At 63.9% G+C, this 15,652-nt stretch carries 29 protein-coding genes; 6 read left to right on the forward strand and 23 right to left on the reverse strand.

All coding sequences use genetic code 11. The annotated features are described in order from the left end of the window. Nucleotides 1-267: 267 nt before the first annotated feature. From NLF94_RS13065 to NLF94_RS13080, 4 genes are all read right to left on the reverse strand, one after another. Nucleotides 268-666, reverse strand: coding sequence for a restriction endonuclease (locus tag NLF94_RS13065; RefSeq protein ID WP_256558619.1), 399 nt, complete (start codon nt 664-666; stop codon nt 268-270). 208 nt (nt 667-874) lie between these two features. Continuing rightward, a complete protein-coding gene (locus NLF94_RS13070) occupies nt 875-1,333 on the reverse strand; it encodes a hypothetical protein (RefSeq protein WP_254838065.1) in 459 nt (152 codons plus the stop codon). Nucleotides 1,334-1,771: 438 nt separating this feature from the next. Continuing rightward, a complete protein-coding gene (locus tag NLF94_RS13075; protein WP_254838066.1) occupies nt 1,772-1,945 on the reverse strand; it encodes a hypothetical protein in 174 nt (57 codons plus the stop codon). Then, nucleotides 1,938-2,126 (reverse strand): hypothetical protein, encoded by a 189-nt coding sequence (locus tag NLF94_RS13080; RefSeq protein WP_254838067.1) that lies wholly within the window; start codon nt 2,124-2,126, stop codon nt 1,938-1,940. The genes NLF94_RS13075 and NLF94_RS13080 overlap by 8 nt, the downstream gene beginning before the upstream one ends. A gap of 298 nt (nt 2,127-2,424) precedes the next feature. Here NLF94_RS13080 and NLF94_RS13085 point away from each other — a divergent pair, with 298 nt between their 5' ends. Then, nucleotides 2,425-2,670, forward strand: a complete 246-nt coding sequence (locus NLF94_RS13085) for a hypothetical protein (RefSeq protein WP_254838068.1) — start codon at nt 2,425-2,427, stop codon at nt 2,668-2,670. Between the two features lie 3 nt (nt 2,671-2,673). On the opposite strand, the gene NLF94_RS13090 is transcribed toward NLF94_RS13085, so the two are convergent. After that, complete coding sequence (locus NLF94_RS13090) at nt 2,674-3,291, reverse strand: tyrosine-type recombinase/integrase (RefSeq protein WP_254838069.1); 618 nt, start codon at nt 3,289-3,291, stop codon at nt 2,674-2,676. A 171-nt stretch (nt 3,292-3,462) separates the two neighbouring features. Between NLF94_RS13090 and NLF94_RS13095 the strand changes: the two genes are divergently transcribed. Together NLF94_RS13095 and NLF94_RS13100 are read left to right on the forward strand one after the other, a co-directional pair. Next, nucleotides 3,463-3,645 (forward strand): hypothetical protein, encoded by a 183-nt coding sequence (locus NLF94_RS13095; RefSeq protein ID WP_254838070.1) that lies wholly within the window; start codon nt 3,463-3,465, stop codon nt 3,643-3,645. A gap of 103 nt (nt 3,646-3,748) precedes the next feature. Beyond that, nucleotides 3,749-4,066, forward strand: coding sequence for a hypothetical protein (locus NLF94_RS13100; RefSeq protein ID WP_254838071.1), 318 nt, complete (start codon nt 3,749-3,751; stop codon nt 4,064-4,066). Between the two features lie 22 nt (nt 4,067-4,088). Here the strand turns inward: NLF94_RS13100 and NLF94_RS13105 are convergent, their stop codons facing one another. Genes NLF94_RS13105 through NLF94_RS13140 form a run of 8 tightly spaced genes read right to left on the reverse strand, consistent with a single transcriptional unit; the run spans nt 4,089 to nt 6,553 of the window. Continuing rightward, nucleotides 4,089-4,250, reverse strand: coding sequence for a hypothetical protein (locus tag NLF94_RS13105; protein WP_254838072.1), 162 nt, complete (start codon nt 4,248-4,250; stop codon nt 4,089-4,091). Beyond that, the gene (locus NLF94_RS13110; RefSeq protein ID WP_254838073.1) at nt 4,250-4,450 is read right to left on the reverse strand and encodes a hypothetical protein; all 201 of its coding nucleotides are present in this window, start codon (nt 4,448-4,450) and stop codon (nt 4,250-4,252) included. The genes NLF94_RS13105 and NLF94_RS13110 overlap by 1 nt, the downstream gene beginning before the upstream one ends. A 59-nt stretch (nt 4,451-4,509) precedes the next feature. Further along, entirely contained in the window at nt 4,510-5,034 is a 525-nt protein-coding gene (locus tag NLF94_RS13115; protein ID WP_254838074.1) for a S26 family signal peptidase, read from the reverse strand. Continuing rightward, nucleotides 5,024-5,425, reverse strand: a complete 402-nt coding sequence (locus NLF94_RS13120; protein ID WP_254838075.1) for a hypothetical protein — start codon at nt 5,423-5,425, stop codon at nt 5,024-5,026. Before NLF94_RS13120 ends, NLF94_RS13115 begins: the two co-directional genes overlap by 11 nt. Beyond that, on the reverse strand, nt 5,422-5,877 hold the full coding sequence (locus NLF94_RS13125) for a hypothetical protein (RefSeq protein ID WP_254838076.1): 456 nt from the start codon (nt 5,875-5,877) through the stop codon (nt 5,422-5,424). The genes NLF94_RS13120 and NLF94_RS13125 overlap by 4 nt, the downstream gene beginning before the upstream one ends. After that, the gene (locus tag NLF94_RS13130; RefSeq protein ID WP_254838077.1) at nt 5,874-6,098 is read right to left on the reverse strand and encodes a hypothetical protein; all 225 of its coding nucleotides are present in this window, start codon (nt 6,096-6,098) and stop codon (nt 5,874-5,876) included. Before NLF94_RS13130 ends, NLF94_RS13125 begins: the two co-directional genes overlap by 4 nt. Further along, the gene (locus tag NLF94_RS13135; RefSeq protein WP_254838078.1) at nt 6,091-6,372 is read right to left on the reverse strand and encodes a hypothetical protein; all 282 of its coding nucleotides are present in this window, start codon (nt 6,370-6,372) and stop codon (nt 6,091-6,093) included. Before NLF94_RS13135 ends, NLF94_RS13130 begins: the two co-directional genes overlap by 8 nt. Next, nucleotides 6,365-6,553 carry a hypothetical protein gene (locus NLF94_RS13140; RefSeq protein ID WP_254838079.1) on the reverse strand — a complete coding sequence of 63 codons (189 nt, stop codon included), beginning with the start codon at nt 6,551-6,553 and terminating at the stop codon, nt 6,365-6,367. The genes NLF94_RS13135 and NLF94_RS13140 overlap by 8 nt, the downstream gene beginning before the upstream one ends. 203 nt (nt 6,554-6,756) lie before the next feature. Here NLF94_RS13140 and NLF94_RS13145 point away from each other — a divergent pair, with 203 nt between their 5' ends. The 3 genes from NLF94_RS13145 (at nt 6,757) to NLF94_RS13155 (ending at nt 8,542) form a co-directional block, all read left to right on the forward strand. Continuing rightward, complete coding sequence (locus NLF94_RS13145) at nt 6,757-7,386, forward strand: hypothetical protein (RefSeq protein WP_254838080.1); 630 nt, start codon at nt 6,757-6,759, stop codon at nt 7,384-7,386. Nucleotides 7,387-7,592: 206 nt separating this feature from the next. Beyond that, complete coding sequence (locus NLF94_RS13150; RefSeq protein ID WP_254838081.1) at nt 7,593-7,922, forward strand: hypothetical protein; 330 nt, start codon at nt 7,593-7,595, stop codon at nt 7,920-7,922. Further along, nucleotides 7,919-8,542: a hypothetical protein gene (locus tag NLF94_RS13155; protein WP_254838082.1), complete on the forward strand. Its 624-nt coding sequence runs from the start codon at nt 7,919-7,921 to the stop codon at nt 8,540-8,542. The genes NLF94_RS13150 and NLF94_RS13155 overlap by 4 nt, the downstream gene beginning before the upstream one ends. A gap of 3 nt (nt 8,543-8,545) precedes the next feature. On the opposite strand, the gene NLF94_RS13160 is transcribed toward NLF94_RS13155, so the two are convergent. The 10 genes from NLF94_RS13160 to NLF94_RS13205 form a co-directional block, all read right to left on the reverse strand. Beyond that, a complete protein-coding gene (locus NLF94_RS13160) occupies nt 8,546-8,710 on the reverse strand; it encodes a hypothetical protein (RefSeq protein WP_254838083.1) in 165 nt (54 codons plus the stop codon). A 264-nt stretch (nt 8,711-8,974) separates the two neighbouring features. Then, nucleotides 8,975-9,187: a Sec-independent protein translocase subunit TatA/TatB gene (locus NLF94_RS13165; protein ID WP_434085362.1), complete on the reverse strand. Its 213-nt coding sequence runs from the start codon at nt 9,185-9,187 to the stop codon at nt 8,975-8,977. Between the two features lie 53 nt (nt 9,188-9,240). Further along, complete coding sequence (locus tag NLF94_RS13170; protein WP_153552819.1) at nt 9,241-9,402, reverse strand: hypothetical protein; 162 nt, start codon at nt 9,400-9,402, stop codon at nt 9,241-9,243. A gap of 137 nt (nt 9,403-9,539) precedes the next feature. Next, entirely contained in the window at nt 9,540-10,715 is a 1,176-nt protein-coding gene (locus tag NLF94_RS13175; RefSeq protein ID WP_254838084.1) for an ATP-binding protein, read from the reverse strand. After that, nucleotides 10,712-11,530, reverse strand: a complete 819-nt coding sequence (locus NLF94_RS13180; RefSeq protein WP_254838085.1) for a DUF8125 domain-containing protein — start codon at nt 11,528-11,530, stop codon at nt 10,712-10,714. Before NLF94_RS13180 ends, NLF94_RS13175 begins: the two co-directional genes overlap by 4 nt. Beyond that, nucleotides 11,527-12,114, reverse strand: coding sequence for a DUF8063 family protein (locus NLF94_RS13185; protein WP_254838086.1), 588 nt, complete (start codon nt 12,112-12,114; stop codon nt 11,527-11,529). Before NLF94_RS13185 ends, NLF94_RS13180 begins: the two co-directional genes overlap by 4 nt. Next, complete coding sequence (locus NLF94_RS13190; protein WP_153552823.1) at nt 12,111-12,314, reverse strand: hypothetical protein; 204 nt, start codon at nt 12,312-12,314, stop codon at nt 12,111-12,113. Before NLF94_RS13190 ends, NLF94_RS13185 begins: the two co-directional genes overlap by 4 nt. A 57-nt stretch (nt 12,315-12,371) precedes the next feature. Further along, complete coding sequence (locus NLF94_RS13195) at nt 12,372-14,399, reverse strand: Env/VP5 family phage fusion protein (protein ID WP_254838087.1); 2,028 nt, start codon at nt 14,397-14,399, stop codon at nt 12,372-12,374. Between the two features lie 30 nt (nt 14,400-14,429). Beyond that, a complete protein-coding gene (locus NLF94_RS13200) occupies nt 14,430-14,834 on the reverse strand; it encodes a DUF8023 family protein (protein ID WP_254838088.1) in 405 nt (134 codons plus the stop codon). Between the two features lie 98 nt (nt 14,835-14,932). After that, nucleotides 14,933-15,637, reverse strand: a complete 705-nt coding sequence (locus NLF94_RS13205) for a carboxypeptidase-like regulatory domain-containing protein (protein WP_254838089.1) — start codon at nt 15,635-15,637, stop codon at nt 14,933-14,935. Nucleotides 15,638-15,652 lie beyond the last annotated feature (15 nt).

Below are 15,652 nucleotides of genomic sequence, written 5' to 3' on the forward strand. Positions count from 1 at the left end.
CGAGGTGTCGCAAGCGTCGCAGGGGGACTCTGGGATCGCAAGATCAGGTACCGGGGAGGTCACCCGGTTTGGTTTCCTTCGATTCTGGGATCTCCCTGCGACGCCTGCTACGGCCGTGCCATCTGGCGATTTTTCACCGCCGATTTTGGGGGGTGTCGCAGGCAAGGGGTGTTTCTCCCCACGTCATACCTTCGGTTTCCCGTTCAACCACCCTCGACACCCTCTCGCCGACCGACCCCGACCAGCCTCACACGCGACACGTTCGCGTCAGTAGGACGGCCTCGACTCGCGGCGCGGGTGGATCCCGCCGCGCAAGAGCAACTCCCGCATCTCCCCATCGTCATCCAGCCGCGAACCCCACCGACGCTCACGCGGCAGTCCGAGGCGGTGGCCGGGCGTGGGCAGCCCCGGCTCACGCTCGAGATCCACGGGCCTGACGACCGCGACCTCCCAGCGACGCGCGATCTGGCGGGCGCGTCGGGTCAGTTCCGACGTGGTGACGAGGACTGGCCGCGCTTCAACGGTGTACGCGACGGCGACGAGTCGCCAGACTGCGGCGGGTGTGATGGGATGTTCCGGACGCCAGTCCTTGCACTGGCACAGCACGCGGTAGCCGTCGCGGACGCCGAACACGTCAACCTCGAAACCCCCATACCACGCCGCCACGCGCGGCGTCCCAGCCCCAGTCTTGGAGTGCCTCTACCGTCTGTTCCTCAAGCCACGACCCCGCGCCTTCGCCTCTGCCGGGCGTCGAATCGCGGGGCGGCAAGTCAGCGTCTCGCTGCATCCGATAGGGGCGTGGGGCGCTCACCCCAAGAAGCCGAGCCAAGTGTAGTGAAAGTGAAAAGAAAAAGTATCAAGTGGGTAGTTGGGGTCAGTCGTCGAGGAAGCGGCGGATGTCGCGCACGTCCTCGGCGAGATCGTCGAGATCCTCGTCGTGCTCCTCGACTTCATCTTCCAGTTCCTTGACGCGCTTCTTAATTTCCCCGTATGTTTCTCGCATCGGGCTCAGATGCCTCTCCAGCCGTTCGAGACGCTCTTCCACCGTGTCGGGGATGGTGTCCTCTTCGTTGAGGAGTTCGAGGAACTCCTCGCCTTCGTCGGTCGTCGTCGCGCGTCGGGGCGAGAGTGCCCCGCGTCCGCCGGCGTCCTCGTCCTTCCACGTCTCGACCAACCCCTTCGACGCGAGCTGGTCAAGTCGGTAGTGGATGTGCTGGTTCTTGTCGGCCCAGTAGATGGCCTCTCGGAGCGTGGTGGCCGTGGGACGGCCGTACTCGTCGATGAGCTCCAGCACTTCGATGGTTCGGTCGGGCAGTTCGATGTCGTCGTGCATCGTCATTCAGGGGTAGGCCAGCAACCCGTAAAACACCTGACAAAAAATTAACTCCATTCGTTTCTTTCAAGGTTTTCGTCAGATCTGAGGGCGATTCTTAGACGACAGGGGGCGTCGTCAGGAAATAGGTCGAGTCGAGCGCAGTAACGCTCCCGGGCCGCGTGGCCCACCGCGAGTAGGGGAGAGAAGGTGTCCTCTCCCGCGGGGGTTCCCTCTCCTCGCAGAGGTGGGGTTCTGGTTCTCCACGCGAAGAGGTGGGGTTCCGCGATTACGCGGACAGGGTGGGGTTCCGTTCCTCGGTGAACACCGAGATCCTCGGTGTAGGGCGAGAGTGAACATGAACACCGCCAGTGAACAGTCCGGGTTGCGGCCCTGTCCGGAGGCGGGTGGGGTTTCCACCCTGTTCCTCGGAACACGGGTGGCCCGGTGTGGCTCGGCCTACTCCTCGCCCGGCAGGTCATCGATCAGCGCGTCGATGTCCTCGACAGCGAGATCCTCGGCGACCTCGCGCGTTGAGTACCGGCGGCTCTCGTCCTCGAGTTCCTTGATGCGGGAGTCGATGACCTCGCGCTCGCGCTCCGTCATCTCGTCGTCGTCGGTGGCGTCAGTCATCGTCCCATCGCGTGTCGGAGTAGTCCTCGGCCAGCTCGGCGAGTACGTCCCGCGCCGTGTCGACGTCGACGCCAGCCTCGTCAGCGACGACCTCGGCGTCCATCGTGCGCCGGTCGAGTGCGACGGTCTCGACGCGCTCCCGCGCCGTCCAGCCCGCCGGCCAGTTCGTGTTCGTGGTCATACACGCGTGTTGGTTCTCCCACCGTGTATGTGTTTTCCTGTATGGCTTGTTTAGGGCGTTTTCGCGGCCTCTACGGTGGTTTTACGGTTCTGGGGGACAGAGGTTCAGACGGGCTAGGTGGAGTCATCCACCCTTCTTCGACGACTATGACCGACGAACTCACGTGCTCCCGATGCGGCCAGCCAGCGTATCAGCATCTCGAGCCGGGCGAGTGCGAAGAACTCGACACTATCGGCACACATCGTATCTGTGCGACTGACGAGGGGACGTACCTGCATTCGTATCAACAGTGGTCAGAATGACTGACGACACGAACAAGCGACGCGAGGCCGCAGAGGCCGCCGCCGAGCTACGCGACGCGATGGAGGAGATCCTCTCCACACCGGGAGAGAGCGATGACGAGATCGAGGCGAAGCGACACGCTGCCGCCGCGCTCGCCGGGGTAGAGGACGCTGAAGAGGCGCTCCGTCTGTGGCGCGACCACGAAGAGGAAGCGGTCGAACTGCTCGGTGAGGAGCCGCGCGACGACGCCGGCGGAGAGTAGGGGTCAGTCGAGGCCGGCGCGGGCCATCTCCTCGTTGACGTTCTCCGGCGTCGGCTCGTTGAGGTAGGGTTCGATCGCGGAGTAGGTCTCCCAGCCGCCGTTCTTCATCACGACTCTCGGGTTGACCCGCTGGCGCACGAGGAGGTTGTGCGCGTAGTAGCGCCGCAAGTCGTGGCTGCTGACCTTCTCCCAGTCCTCTCGACGACCGACACCCATCCGCGCGGCCTCACGGGCGGCCTCGTGAACCATCTGGCGGATCCGTGTCTTGGTGACGGGGAAGTACGGCCCGTCGTCGGCGATGTCCTCGTCGTACTGGAGTTCAAGCAGCTCGCGTTCGACGCGCTCGGGGAGGTAGGCGTCGCGTCGCTTGCCTTCGTCGCCGAGTTCGCCGCTGGTGTCCTTCCCACGGACGGTGATGCGATACTTCCCCGCCTCGCGGAACACGTCATTCGGACGGATGCGCGTGTACTCCTTGGCACGGAGACCGACCTTCGTGCCGAGGAGAACGACGACCTTGTGTCGATGCGACAGCTGTTCAGCGGCTTCGATGAGAGCGTCGACCTCGTCGGGAGTGAGCCAGCACTTGTACTGGTTTTCGCCTTTGGTGGATTCGACTCGCACGTTTGCGCTCGATTATTGTCGTTCCGTAAACTTGAGTGCCGGCCCAGCAGGGGTGGGTTGTTCTGAACCACCGATTTTCGCGGGGTCTGGCGTGATGGGTGGGGGTGTGCTTACACTAAGGTAGTTTTCCGTAAACACTTATCTGTCAGACAAAGTATAGGTTAGAGTGCAATGGCATACACGGTCATCAGGACGGACAGCAAGACAGGAAACACGACCCGGCTCGTGTCCTACGAGACGAAGGCAGCGGCGAAGGCGCACGTGAACGGGATGCTGCAGGCCAAGCAGGAGACGCGAGGCCCGCACTACGTCGAGGGCGGGACGACGTACAAGCTGACCGTCACGGAGAACTGACGAACTTTTTCGCGGACTCTGCCCACCAAAGCCCAAGTACCAAGTACGGCCCGTAGACCCCCGAGACAGTGCCCTTTTCTGAGTCTCGGCCCTACGGATACACGTGGGATACGACACCCACGACAGCGACAGCCGAGAACTGGCTGACAAGAAGTTGATGCGCGCCCACCAGCGCGTCCTCGCGCACTGGCCCGAGGAAGCGGTCAAGGAACTCGACCCGCTCGTCATCCACGACCCGATGAACAAGCCGGACGTCGTCGGCGACCTCGAACGCGAGTTCTACGAGGCTCGCCACGAGGCGCTCGGCAGCATCGAACTCGAACCGGTCTCGTGGGCCAAGCCGCCGGTTCCCCACGAGGCCTCGCAGTTCGTCGACCCGCGTCCGGTCGAGTGGACGACGGTCGTCCGCAAGGCCGACTAACCCCGCGCTTTCTCCCCGTTTTTCACCCAGCCTCGACGTGAAGAACCTCGTCAGCATCGGGATCCACCGCGACGCGTCCGCCGCAGTCCGGGCAGTCGCGCAACTCCCCGTCCTCGGCGACACCGGTGAACGTCACCTTGCCGCCGCGCTCCCGTCGCGGACAGGTGGCCGAGACGACCGCCATCACCCCAACACCTCCTCGTCCCACTCCCGGAGGTCGGCGAACCGCTCCTGCTTCTCGTCGGGAATCTGCCCGGTCGGCGACGCGCCGTGAGGCGTCACGCAGTGTTCCCGACCGCACTCCGGGCAGGAGAGGAAGTCGGCGTCCTCGTCGGTCACGAACGACACGCGTTCGCCGCACGACTCGCACGTGGTCTTGGCCACCGTCATTGCACGACGTTTGAGTCGAGGGTAGTGTAAAAGAGCCGGCGTGGGCGGGCTGCTCACGTGGATAGCAGCGTGATCTCCCACGTCTCGTCATCGACGACGACCCACACGCGTCCCTCAACCCACTCCGACTTCACGGGTGGGTTCCGCCCGCTCGCCTGATCGTACTCGGGGTTGGCGTCCCCGCGTGTGATCCACCCCGGATGCGGGGCGGGGCAGTTCCTCAGCTCTTCGCACGAGTCGGCGTCGCCGAGGAAGCGTGGATCCGCGCGGTCGTACCAGTTCTCACCCGCGTCGACGTGGAACATCGCGCGGTGGGCCGTCGTCGGGCTGCCCGGGGCGTCGTACTGGATGACGTCCCCGCGCTCGGTGTCGCCGATCCCGGCGTCCGTGACGAGGCGGTCGCCACCATCCACCACTGGATGCATCGAGCCCGTGCCGGCGGCCACGCCAACGGGCATCAGTCCCGCGAGGAGCTGCATCCCGATCATCGCGTAGGGCGCGCTCCAGAGTACGAAGTCCCACAGGCTGGCGAAGCCGACGCCGGCGGCGATGGATAGAAGGGCGCGGTCACTCGTCATCGTTCGTGAGTTCGTGGTCGTGTTCTCCCCAACCGCGTGACTGTACCCAGTACTCGCGGTCATCCGAGCGGTACACGTACTGACACTCGTCATCGTCAACGTCGTACACGCGCCCGATGATGACCTTCTCGTTGCCAGTGATCGGGTCTTGGATGTGGTCGCCAACGTCGAACTCCCACTCGCCTTCGACCGCGTGGGTCGTCACAGTGCCCTCGGTGGGGTCGGGTTCGTGGAAAACGGTGGCGTCGTCGGGCGCACGCCACTCGAAGTAAGCCGCTGCGATCCCGTAGACTAGTAGCGGAACTCCGTACCACACGACGACTAGCCCGATGATCGTCGTGACTAGGATGGCGGACAGTTTGACGACGAGTACGACTTCTGGCGGAATCATCGCTCCATCACCCGCGTGTCGCGGTCGCGTTCGTCCTCGTCGAGGCGGTCGTAGAACTCGTCGGTGGCATCGTTCAACCGGCTGAAGTCGTCAAGTGCGTCACCGACGCGCTCCTCTAGCTCCTCTTCATCGATCTCGCCGTCAAGGTAGGCCTCGCGGGCGTCCTCAACGTCGGACTGGGCGTCGTTGGCGATCATCTGCTTCATCAGCGTGCGCTCCAGTTCTCGTTGCTGGGTGTCGTCGGCCTCAAGCGTCTGTGCCAGCCACTCGGCCACGTCATCCGCGCGGTCTTCGAGGAGCGCGAGGGCGACGACGCCGGTTCCGAAAACGACGACGCCGGCTGCATCGCCGACGTGGGTCGAGGCGGCGAGTGTCGCGACGATCAGTGTGGATACAGACCAGACACCCAGTCCCCATCCGTACTTCGCAGCCGCACGATCGTCGCCCGTCATCGCTCCATCACCCGCGTGTCGCGGTCTTCGTCGATGAAGTAGGTCTGGGCGTGGCCATCAACCGGATCTATCTCGTGTACGGTGGTCACGTCGTCTGGTTCTCGCCACTCGCAGACGGCCACGATTGCCGCCGGGACGGCGACTGCGAGGACGATGAGGGCGAACACGGCGACGATGATACCGAGGGCGACGCCGGCGGCGATGGTCAGCACGTCAGTCACACCCATCACCCGCGCGGTCTCGCGCGATCTCGAGTTGCCGCAGATACGCGTACTCGACGCGCTCGCGACCCGCGTCGTCGAGACTGACGCCGGCGTGCGCGACCAGCGCCGAGGAGAACTCGACGGGCGAGAGCGGCTCGCGTCCGTGGTGATCCGTGGCGACGAGCTGGCCCGCGTAGCACTTCCGCAGGAACGTCTCGTCTTCGACGGAGTCGGCGTAGTCGCGGACTGCGGTGGCGAACTCGCTGGGAGCGAGCGGGGTCTCGTCAGTCATTGGAATCACCCGCCTCGTCGGCGGAGGGATCTAGCTCGTACAGCCCGCGCGTCACCTTGCGCACGCGGCGCTCGGCGCGGAGCTGTCGGAGGTGGTACTGGGCGGCTTGCTTGGTGTCGATGCTCGTCTCCTCGCGGATGAGGCGCGGGGTCGCGCGACCCTCGCGCAGAACGTCGATCACTTCGTCTCGGGTAGTGGTGTTTTCGCTCACCTCTACGTTATCTGGTACGTTGTTCCGGTACTTAGTCCACTCGCCCGAACGGGTGTGTACGCGCGTGTTGGGGTGGTATATTGGTACTTTGGGTTTAGTGGGAGTGTCCTTGATTTGTCGAAGTACCGTTTCTCCGACAAGTCTTATTAACCCCCATCTCTTACGGACTGGTGATGACAGCAGACCGTCATCACGACTCCGCGTCCACCGTGGACGTGGACAGTATCGTTCCCGCGCGAGCTATCCAGCAGGCCGCCGACGACCACGACGTCACCCCCGACGCCCTCCGCGTCGCCCTCCGCCGCGACCTCGAGCGCAACCTCGAGATGTCCGACGAGATCACCGGCCAGCGCCCCATCGTCCACGAGACCGACGACTACCTCGTCGCGCACGTCAGCGACGCCGTGACGACCGAGACACCGCTCCCCGTCCTCGACGTCTACGAGCAGATGGACGACAGCGACACTGACTACCTCGCTGGCTACCCGCTCGTCGTCCCCACTCCCGACGAGCACACCGACGACTACGAAGGATTCACGAACGCCGCCGAGCAGGGCGACAACGACGAACACCCGCTGATGGAGGACGGCCGCGACCTCTCCGGTAGTAGCAGCCGCGACCCACCGCGCTACCGGACAACGATTTCGTGCGACGGATGTGGACGCCATATCGGTACTGACGGTCAGTACTGCCGCGACTGCTCGCCGCCGTCGATCGGTGATACCCCGGAGGAGGGTGGTCTCGGCGCGGATCTCCGTCCCGCCGACGATGCCGCCGACGAGGCGGGTGATGACGATGAGTGACGCCGGCCCCGACGTGCCGCCGATTGCGGACGTCCTTCGTGAACTTGAGCGACGGGAGATGGGCGACGACGACTGACTCACCCACTCCCCTAATGGTCGAAACCGGGCGTCGCGCCCGGTCGCGGCGCGGATTGGCCCCCGCCCGCCTGACGAGACCGAGGCCCCGATGGAGGTGATCCCGACACAGGCCGACTCAACGCAAGACAATGTACGACGACAACGACAACATCGAAGAACTGCTCGACACGGATAGACTCGAAGAAATCCCTCGTCTCGCTGATGACGCCGCCCGCGTCAGCCAGACGGAGACTGTCGTCGCGGTGGGCAATTCGCACGTCGCCCTCCGACGACGTGAAGGTGGTGCAGTGGTCATCGTCGATTACCCATCCGAGACTGACCGCCGCGACACCGCGTACTACGGATCAATTGTGGACGCAGAAGATGCGGTCGTCAGACTCGCAGAATGTTGGGTGTCGGACGTGGTTCGAGACGACTTCGACCTACTTGCGGCCGAACAGGACGGTGATCGACGATGAGTACGCAACGGCCCGCCACGGAGACTCGCAACGACAAGCCGTCCGTGCCCGGTTGGACGCACGACTACGAACTAGTCCACCTCGATGGGGACGCGTGGGAGATCATCGACCTCGTGGCCGCCGCCCGTTCCACCTCGTACGAGGAGGACGAGACGACCGACGTGTTGCTCGGCGATCCCGACACCGAGCAGAAGCACGTCACCGGCGTCGCCGGCGAGGTGGCCACAGGCCTCGCGCTGGACATCCCCGTGCTGGAGACGCTCGACCTCACGGTGAGCGCGAAGGGTGACGACGGCGTCGACCTCGTCGTCCGCGACGGGCCGTGGAACCAGACGAGCATCGACATCAAGACCTACTGGGGGACGCCGACGGGGAGTCCACCGCAGCTCCTCGTGGAGCGCGAGAAGGCCGAGGAAGGGCCCGCGGACGCCTACATCAAGTGCCAAGTGTGGGACAGCGAGTGGGCGATCGTGCACGGCTGGACGACGCAGGAACGCCTCCTCAACGAGGGCTGGGTCGAGGGGCCGCCGCAGTGGAACCGCGAGAACTGGACGATGACCGCCGAGATGCTCGACCCCATCGAGGAGCTGGACGCGTCGGACGTCGGCTGGCAGTGGTAGCCGTCAGTCGTCGAGGATCTCCATCGCCTCGCGGACGTGTTCTTGTGCTTCTTCGACGTGTTCCACCACCTCCGGGTCGAAGTCCTGTTCTCGCGCCCGTTCGACCCACGACGCCGCGCCGTCCGAGAACATCGCCAGTTTCGCCTTGAGTTCGTCTTCTGCTTCCATCTCGAACTGTCGACGTCACTACTGTCGGATAAACGCCGGCCCGCTCCCGCGAGAGGCTTATGTCGCTCCCTCGACAACAACAGAGTGCCGTCCCAGATGTTTGCCGGGACGGTCGAACTCGTATCGACTCGTCAGTCAATCACGCTGTCGGTGTCACGAACACGGTCTGCGTCCCGCGCGGGCCTGCTGTCCCGCGCGCTCTCGTGGGGTCGTTCCCCTCTTTCGCTTTCGCTGTCTCTCCTCAAAGAACTAGAGAACTAGTCGTTAGTCCGGCGTCTCAACGTCCTCGTCACTACCGTCTCCCTTCAGTTCGTCCTCGAGTTCCTCGCGACCGCGCTGGAACTCGCCAATCGACTGTCCCGCCGCACGGGCCAGCTTCGGGATCTTGTTCGCGCCGAACAGCAGCACGGCAATCAGCAGGACTACCAGCATCTCGACGCCTCCGGGGATACCGATCTGTGCAATCGATCCGATCACACTCGTTTGTCAGACGTGGAACAAGAAAAGCCGCGGGCGAGAACGGGGCGCGACTACCGCTCGATGGCGTCGTCAACGACCTCGATGGCCGCCTCAACCTCGTCTACCGTCTCCTCATCGACGTCAGGGTTCTGCGAAAGCGACTGTGCATCCATCTCTGCGCGCTCCAAGACTAGCTCCAGTTCTTCTCGCGGCACTTCCACAGTGTCCGACATACACGCGAGGCTGTGGATCCGGCGATCTTACAGGTTGCGTTCTAGAGTCAGATTTATCGTGTCAAGGATCCGGGGGAGGGGGCAACACCCCGTCGTAAACGCGCCCGTGCCAGCACGCGTGCGACGCGCACACGGCGTCAGTCGTCGTCGAGTCGTGGGTCGGGGTCACCGTCCCACTCCTCACGATGGGCCTCGCAGTACCCGCTGACGTGCCTCGTGCGCTGGCCACATCCATCACCGTGACGGTTGTGACCCCGGCACTTCCGACGCGGGAGTTCGGCCTCCTCGTCTTCGTTCTCGTCCCCACCGTCGTCGTCCTCCAACTGGCGGATCAGCTCCAGCATATCGCCGTACCCGGCGTCACGAAGCTCGCGGGCGGCGTCGAGAACCTCGTCGTCCGTGCCCCAGCCCCAGTTCCCGGAGTCGTTCGTGTCCACGGTGTAGTCCGGGAGGTCGATCCCCGTCACCGTGCAGATCTCGTCCTCTCCCGTTTCGTCGCTGGCGAGCGACTCGTACACCTCCATCGTCTTCTTGTCGCGCTTGAAGGACGGATACGCTAGTTCGCCGTTCCGCATCGTCGGGTGAATGTCGCCGGGGCGGTGGCCGATTCCGATGATCGACAGGCGGAACGGCTTCTTGCGCATCTTCCGCACGAGGGGCCGCATCAGCTCCTCGACCTTCGCGCGGTCGGCCGCGTACCCCGACATCAGGCTCGACAGCTCGTCGGCGACGAGGAGCTTCCGTTCCTGCGGGTTCTCCACGCAGTAGTGGAGCAGATCCGGGTACGCCTCGACGTACTCCACGCCGTCGTTCGCCTCCGCGAGGGAGCGGACGTTGGTCAGAATCGTGCCGCCGACGCGGAGCTTCCACAGCTCGGCGAGCCGAACGCCGGTCATCGTCTTCCCCGAACCCGTGTCGCCGAACAGCAGGAGCAGGAGGCTGGGGCGTTCGATGAGCTGGCCGAGATGCTCGTAGTCGACGAAATCCATCGCACTCCCACCACCGCCGGCGAGACCGGTTGCGTGTTCCACAACCGCGATGTTGCCGTTCTTGACGGCACGCCGGAGGTTCCGACCGACCTCTCGGCGAACCACCTCAACGTAGTACTCCGTGTTGTAGTAGAACCACGCCGGTTCGCCGGTCTCGTAGTGCGGCCGACTCTCGGGATCGTAGTGCTGCCGGAACGACTCAAGATGGCGGATCGTGTCCTCGTCGAGCAGTCCAGCCTCCCTCAGCGCGGGCAGTTCGGCGTTCTCCAGCTGTTCCCGGAGTTCCGAGAAGCTGTATCCGGAGTAGTCGCTGCTCCCCGTCATTCGCCATCACGCCCGCGCTGAGGCTCGTCGAGGTCGAAGTCCGGTTCGTCCAGCCGGTCGAACTCCTCGGCGTCCACGTCGCCGTGGTCGCGGACGATCTCCTTCACGGTCTGCTCCAGCACGTCGTCGTCGCTCATCGGCTGGGTCTGCTCCCGAATGTCGCCGAGTTCCCGGTCAAGTTCGTCGTGAACCACGTCCGGATGCGCGGCCTTGCGGTCGAGTTCGTCGTTGGCCATCGTGTCCCAGTACCGGCTCTCGACGGCCTCCACGACCGCGTTGAGCCGTTGCCGCAACACGCGTCCGCGATGAGCCCACGTCCGAAGTCGGCCGCGACACTCGTAGACCGCCGACCGCCACGTGGCCAGCTCGTCGTCGTTGAGTTCCGCTTCGAGCGCGCCCTCCTCGATGACGACGTGTTCCTCGTCGGTGTCGTAGTCCATCTCACGGACGCCCCAGTTCGCGGATCCCTCGCGGAACCACGGGGAACCGTCCTCCTCGACGCGTTCCTCCCACCATTCGGGTGGAACGAACCACGTCTGGGCGTAGTCGCGTTCGGCGTCCACCTCGACGACTTCGACGGTCTTTGGCGGCTCGGACAGCAGATCGGCGAGCTTGCCGCCAGCGATGTATCCGATGATGCCGGCGACCGCCGCGCCGCGAACCACGTCGATGAGCCACGCGGGGACGTCCAGCTGGCCGCTCATCACGCCCGCGGTCAGCCCGCCGACGATCAGGGCGACGACGCCGCTGTTGTTCGGCACTAGTTGCTTCAGCGATTCCAGAGAGTCGTTCTCGTTCTGTTCGTCCTTGGTCATAGTCGATCCCACACTTCGTGTGCGCGGATTGGTTCCTCGAGTTCTTCCTTGCGGTTGCTGTACGCGACGTAACCCATCGCAAGCGCGGCAGCTGCCGCTCCAGTCACGAGCGCAGGAGTCGGGCTTAGCGTGGTCACAACCTCGGTGTCGACGGACTTGTCGCCGCTGACCTGAACGGTCGCTCCGTCGACAGCGAAGAACACGCTGCCTCCAGTGAGAGCCACGCGGATCTCCGTCTCGCCCTCGGCAATCGTCTCCTTCTGCGCGATAATCTCGCGTGCCGAGTTGGCCTCGATCTCGTCCCGCGTCTGCGTCGGGTACGAGACGGTGACGGGTTCGCTCGCGTCGATTGTGACTATCGCGTACCCGTCGTACCGTTCGATGGTGTCGATGTGCGCGTCATCTGACTGTTGGAGTTCCAGAACGGGGTCGTCTTCTCCCGTCTCGGTGGACGCGTCACCGTCCTCGGTCGCCGTCTCGTTGCCCGGATCCGCCTCTTGCGCGACGGCCGGCGCGACGCCGGCGAGCAGGGCCACGCCCACCGCGACGACGAGGGCCGCGACCCCGGCCCGCATCCGGGTCATAGTACCACCCCCACGAGAGGGATCAGGTCAGTCGGGGACGGCAGCAGGTCAGTCAGCAGTGCGGTCACGTCGATGACGCCGAGTCGGTCGGCGATGTACACGGCACTGGCGAGCACGGCCAGCGGAGCGGCAAAGTCCAGCACGAGGTCGATGGCTGTTCGCACGAGGCCGAGAATCGGCCCGAGCAGTAGCGGCAGCATCTACTTATCGCAAAGTTGTCAAGAAGGATAATCCCCACGCGAGAAGGGGTCAGGGCGTCAGTCGTCGTCGGTCAACGCGTACGCGATGGCCGCGGCGATGATTCCCCCGGGAGCCCAAAGCGGGATGCTGCCAGTACCGTCGAAGAACCCGGCGATGCCGCCACTGTTGTTCTCCTCCGAGAGTTCTTCAATAATCTCCTGCTGGGCGTCGAGGAGTTTGTTCATCTCCTGCTTGGAGATGGTGGGATCCGACGTGACGTTGACCCACGCGGTGTAGACCACCTCGGAGCGGTTCTCCTCGACGACTTCGAGGAGATCGATGTCGCCACCGAGTTCGATGCGCTGAACCCTGTCGTTCTCGTCGGTGTAGACCATCCGCGCGTTCCGGTAGTCGCTGGCGGAGATGGTCGTACCCTCGGAGATTGCGGTGGCGATGTCACCGTCCCAGTTCTCCGTGTCGCGTTCGACGCGGATCAGCGTGGACTGGGTAGCGTTCGACAGCTCCACCGAGTCTCCCTCGGCGAAGTCGGAGCCAGCCGTCACTTGCTCCGTCGCCTCGCCACCGGAACCGTCGTCGTAGACCACGGTGTACGTCCGGTCGTCACCCTCGGATCGGTACTCGTCGCGGAGGCTGGCGTCGTTGATCGTCAGTGTGCTGGATTTGATGCTGAACTCCCACGTGGCAAGCGTGTCCTCGGGGATGTCCATCAGCATCACACCTTCGACTTCCTCGGTCACACCGTCCTCGGTGTTCGACGTGTCCGCCGAGACGCGCACGGTCGTGCCGAGGTCGACGTCGTCGCCGGCGTACCCCATCGCGATGTACTCGGCGACCGCCGCGCCCATCTCGTCGTCGGCGAACTCGCGGCGGATGTCCTGACCGGTGAGGATCTCACCGACGTTATCTGCGGTGTAGTTGTCGAACACCGTCTGGACGTACGACTGAATCTCACCGGAGACACGGGTGTAGAAGTCGAGGATGGCACTCCGGATGTCATTCCACGTGGACTGGTCGTACAGCGTGACATTCTCTCCATCGCTGGACGGCGCGACTACAATCGAATCTTCGGAACTCCAGAGATTGAAATTCGAACTGTTGAAGTCGCTATTCGTCACTTGCGGGCCAAACCGTTTCAGACCGCCGATGGGATTCGATGCGTCGTCGAAGTGCGCCGGGGCTCCCGGCCAGTAGACGTACGGTGAATAGGCGTTACTATCGGTTGCGAACGCCGAGTGCATCACCCGGATGTCTACAGTATCCCCATTAGGGAGTTCCTCGCTGTAGAGCGAGCGAGTGTCGCTGAACGCCGGCGGTTCGCTTCCCGGAGCGCCAAATGAGTACGTGCTATTACCATCCCACGCGGGATTATACGCTGAATCGCTCGGATTTGCGCTCCAGATGTCTGTCTCCGAGAGCGAGTCGTTACTGGCAGCGGCACGCCACACCATATAGCGATTCTGTTCGATCTGCGATGCGAACTCGTTCCACCGCGCGTAGAAGTCCTTGAGGACGGTCGAGATGTACTCGTTAAGTTCGCTCTGAACGTTCGAAGTCGTCTCTGCGACCGTCTTACCATCCTTCCGACCCCGGAACGTTTCGGCACGGATCTTCGACCACGCGATGGCGCCGAGTCCGCCGGCCTTCGGCCGGTCGGCACTGACACCGGTCTCGTCGCGGAGGGTGTCGATGAAGATTCTCTGCATATCGACGGCGTTGACGACGCTCCGGTACGCGTTCTGGTGGACGAGGTCGGCTGTTTGCTCCTCAACCTTGCTCGCGTCGTCCGTCCAGAACGCGAGGTCGAAGCCGCCGTATTCGGAAACCTTGCCCATAACCGCGCCTATGGCATTAGCCGCAGCCGAGTTGCGGATGTCATCGGGTGTGGTGAAGCCGATGGCCTCGGCCTGTTGTACGGGAGATCCGTAGTAGGATCCCGTTGCGGCAGCCCCGGCAGCGGCCCCAGCGGCCTTCAAGAAGCCGCGGCGGCTGGTGGTAGGGCCGGTCGTTTCGTAGAGCTGTGCCTCGTCGTAGTCGTCGGGAGTACCGTCGTGGTCGTCGAACTCATCGGGGTTGTGTTCAGACATTGTTCTGAAAGATGGGTGAAAGCGAACTGCTCAGTAGTGCGCGACGAGGCCGTACGCGCCGATGAAGACCAGCGCGACACCGGTCGCCACGTACGTGTTACTGGTCACGAGGTCGCTGAGCGCGGGTACGAGCTCGTGAACGATCATCAGCACAGGAGCGCCGAGGACGAGCAGTCGCTCGGGATCCGTGTCGTCACCGCCCGTCGAGAAGTCGTCAAGCGAGCGATCGTTGGTGATCCACGCGATCACGAAAGAGATCACGTACATCACGGCGGCAATCGAGACCCCGAACTCCGGGGAGATTGCCGAGCTGAAGTCGAAACCGTACAGGCCACCGATACCAATGTCGGTGGCGACTACTGCGCCGATCGCGGCAAGCGGGAAGCCCACCGCGTCGTTGATCGAAACCGATTCGGGTAGGTCTAGCACTGACATACCTACGAGTGACAGTTGGTTGTCACGTAGGAAAAGTTACACGCCCCGATGGGTAGGGGTCATCGAAAGAATGGAACCGTCGAAGAACGGTTAGAGAACTAGTCGCGGAGCAGGAGGTACGCGCCAGCCGCGACGCCGACGGCGAGAAGTGCGGAACTCCCGCCCCCGGAACCGCCGATGCCGATCACGCCACCACCGCTGTCGGACAGCGAGAGCGAGAAGTCGACGGTGGACGCGCTGGTCACGTCGACGGTCTTACTCGCCGTGTCGAGCCCGTCAGCAGAGGCTTCAACGGTGTAGTTCGTCCCGTGCGGGACGCCGGCGATGCTGTACTGACCCTTCGAGTCGGTCGTGGCCGTACCGATCTCCACACCGTCAGCGTCGGTGACGGTCACGGTGATGTTCTCGACGGGGTTGCCATCGCTGTCAGTCACCGTCCCGTCGACCGTGTAGGTCTGCGGGGTCAGGGTGACATCGACCGTTTCAGACGTGCCAGAACCGGTCGAGAAGGACTTGCTGGCGTCCGTGTAGCCGGTCGCGGACACCTGCAGGGTGTAGTCCGTCGAGTCCGAGAGACCGGTCAGAGAGTAGCTCCCGTCAGAGGAGGTCGTCGCGGACGCGACGACCGTACCACTACTGTTCACGGCCTCCACAGTCGCGTCAGCGACCGCGTTACCGTTGGAGTCGGTTACTGTACCTGTAGCGTCACTCGTCGCGGCGGCGATACCAGTGATACCGCCGACGCCGAGCATCAGAACCATCATCAGAGCGGCGAACGGCTTGATGTGCTTTCCGAACTGCACGCGAGAGGCTAACCA

This window comes from Natronomonas marina (genome assembly GCF_024298905.1).
In the GTDB taxonomy this organism is placed as follows: Archaea; Halobacteriota; Halobacteria; order Halobacteriales; family Haloarculaceae; genus Natronomonas; species Natronomonas marina.

Bases quoted from the DNA above. Each gene is read 5' to 3' on its own strand.
- NLF94_RS13070 (WP_254838065.1), bottom strand. From the start codon at position 1,333: ATGCACGACGACATCGAACTGCCCGACCGAACCATCGAAGTGCTGGAG.
- NLF94_RS13075 (WP_254838066.1), bottom strand. From the start codon at position 1,945: ATGACTGACGCCACCGACGACGACGAGATGACGGAGCGCGAGCGCGAG.
- NLF94_RS13080 (WP_254838067.1), bottom strand. From the start codon at position 2,126: ATGACCACGAACACGAACTGGCCGGCGGGCTGGACGGCGCGGGAGCGC.
- NLF94_RS13085 (WP_254838068.1), top strand. From the start codon at position 2,425: ATGACTGACGACACGAACAAGCGACGCGAGGCCGCAGAGGCCGCCGCC.
- NLF94_RS13095 (WP_254838070.1), top strand. From the start codon at position 3,463: ATGGCATACACGGTCATCAGGACGGACAGCAAGACAGGAAACACGACC.
- NLF94_RS13105 (WP_254838072.1), bottom strand. From the start codon at position 4,250: ATGGCGGTCGTCTCGGCCACCTGTCCGCGACGGGAGCGCGGCGGCAAG.
- NLF94_RS13115 (WP_254838074.1), bottom strand. From the start codon at position 5,034: ATGACGAGTGACCGCGCCCTTCTATCCATCGCCGCCGGCGTCGGCTTC.
- NLF94_RS13120 (WP_254838075.1), bottom strand. From the start codon at position 5,425: ATGATTCCGCCAGAAGTCGTACTCGTCGTCAAACTGTCCGCCATCCTA.
- NLF94_RS13125 (WP_254838076.1), bottom strand. From the start codon at position 5,877: ATGACGGGCGACGATCGTGCGGCTGCGAAGTACGGATGGGGACTGGGT.
- NLF94_RS13135 (WP_254838078.1), bottom strand. From the start codon at position 6,372: ATGACTGACGAGACCCCGCTCGCTCCCAGCGAGTTCGCCACCGCAGTC.
- NLF94_RS13145 (WP_254838080.1), top strand. From the start codon at position 6,757: ATGACAGCAGACCGTCATCACGACTCCGCGTCCACCGTGGACGTGGAC.
- NLF94_RS13150 (WP_254838081.1), top strand. From the start codon at position 7,593: ATGTACGACGACAACGACAACATCGAAGAACTGCTCGACACGGATAGA.
- NLF94_RS13155 (WP_254838082.1), top strand. From the start codon at position 7,919: ATGAGTACGCAACGGCCCGCCACGGAGACTCGCAACGACAAGCCGTCC.
- NLF94_RS13160 (WP_254838083.1), bottom strand. From the start codon at position 8,710: ATGGAAGCAGAAGACGAACTCAAGGCGAAACTGGCGATGTTCTCGGAC.
- NLF94_RS13170 (WP_153552819.1), bottom strand. From the start codon at position 9,402: ATGTCGGACACTGTGGAAGTGCCGCGAGAAGAACTGGAGCTAGTCTTG.
- NLF94_RS13175 (WP_254838084.1), bottom strand. From the start codon at position 10,715: ATGACGGGGAGCAGCGACTACTCCGGATACAGCTTCTCGGAACTCCGG.
- NLF94_RS13180 (WP_254838085.1), bottom strand. From the start codon at position 11,530: ATGACCAAGGACGAACAGAACGAGAACGACTCTCTGGAATCGCTGAAG.
- NLF94_RS13185 (WP_254838086.1), bottom strand. From the start codon at position 12,114: ATGACCCGGATGCGGGCCGGGGTCGCGGCCCTCGTCGTCGCGGTGGGC.
- NLF94_RS13190 (WP_153552823.1), bottom strand. From the start codon at position 12,314: ATGCTGCCGCTACTGCTCGGGCCGATTCTCGGCCTCGTGCGAACAGCC.
- NLF94_RS13195 (WP_254838087.1), bottom strand. From the start codon at position 14,399: ATGTCTGAACACAACCCCGATGAGTTCGACGACCACGACGGTACTCCC.
- NLF94_RS13200 (WP_254838088.1), bottom strand. From the start codon at position 14,834: ATGTCAGTGCTAGACCTACCCGAATCGGTTTCGATCAACGACGCGGTG.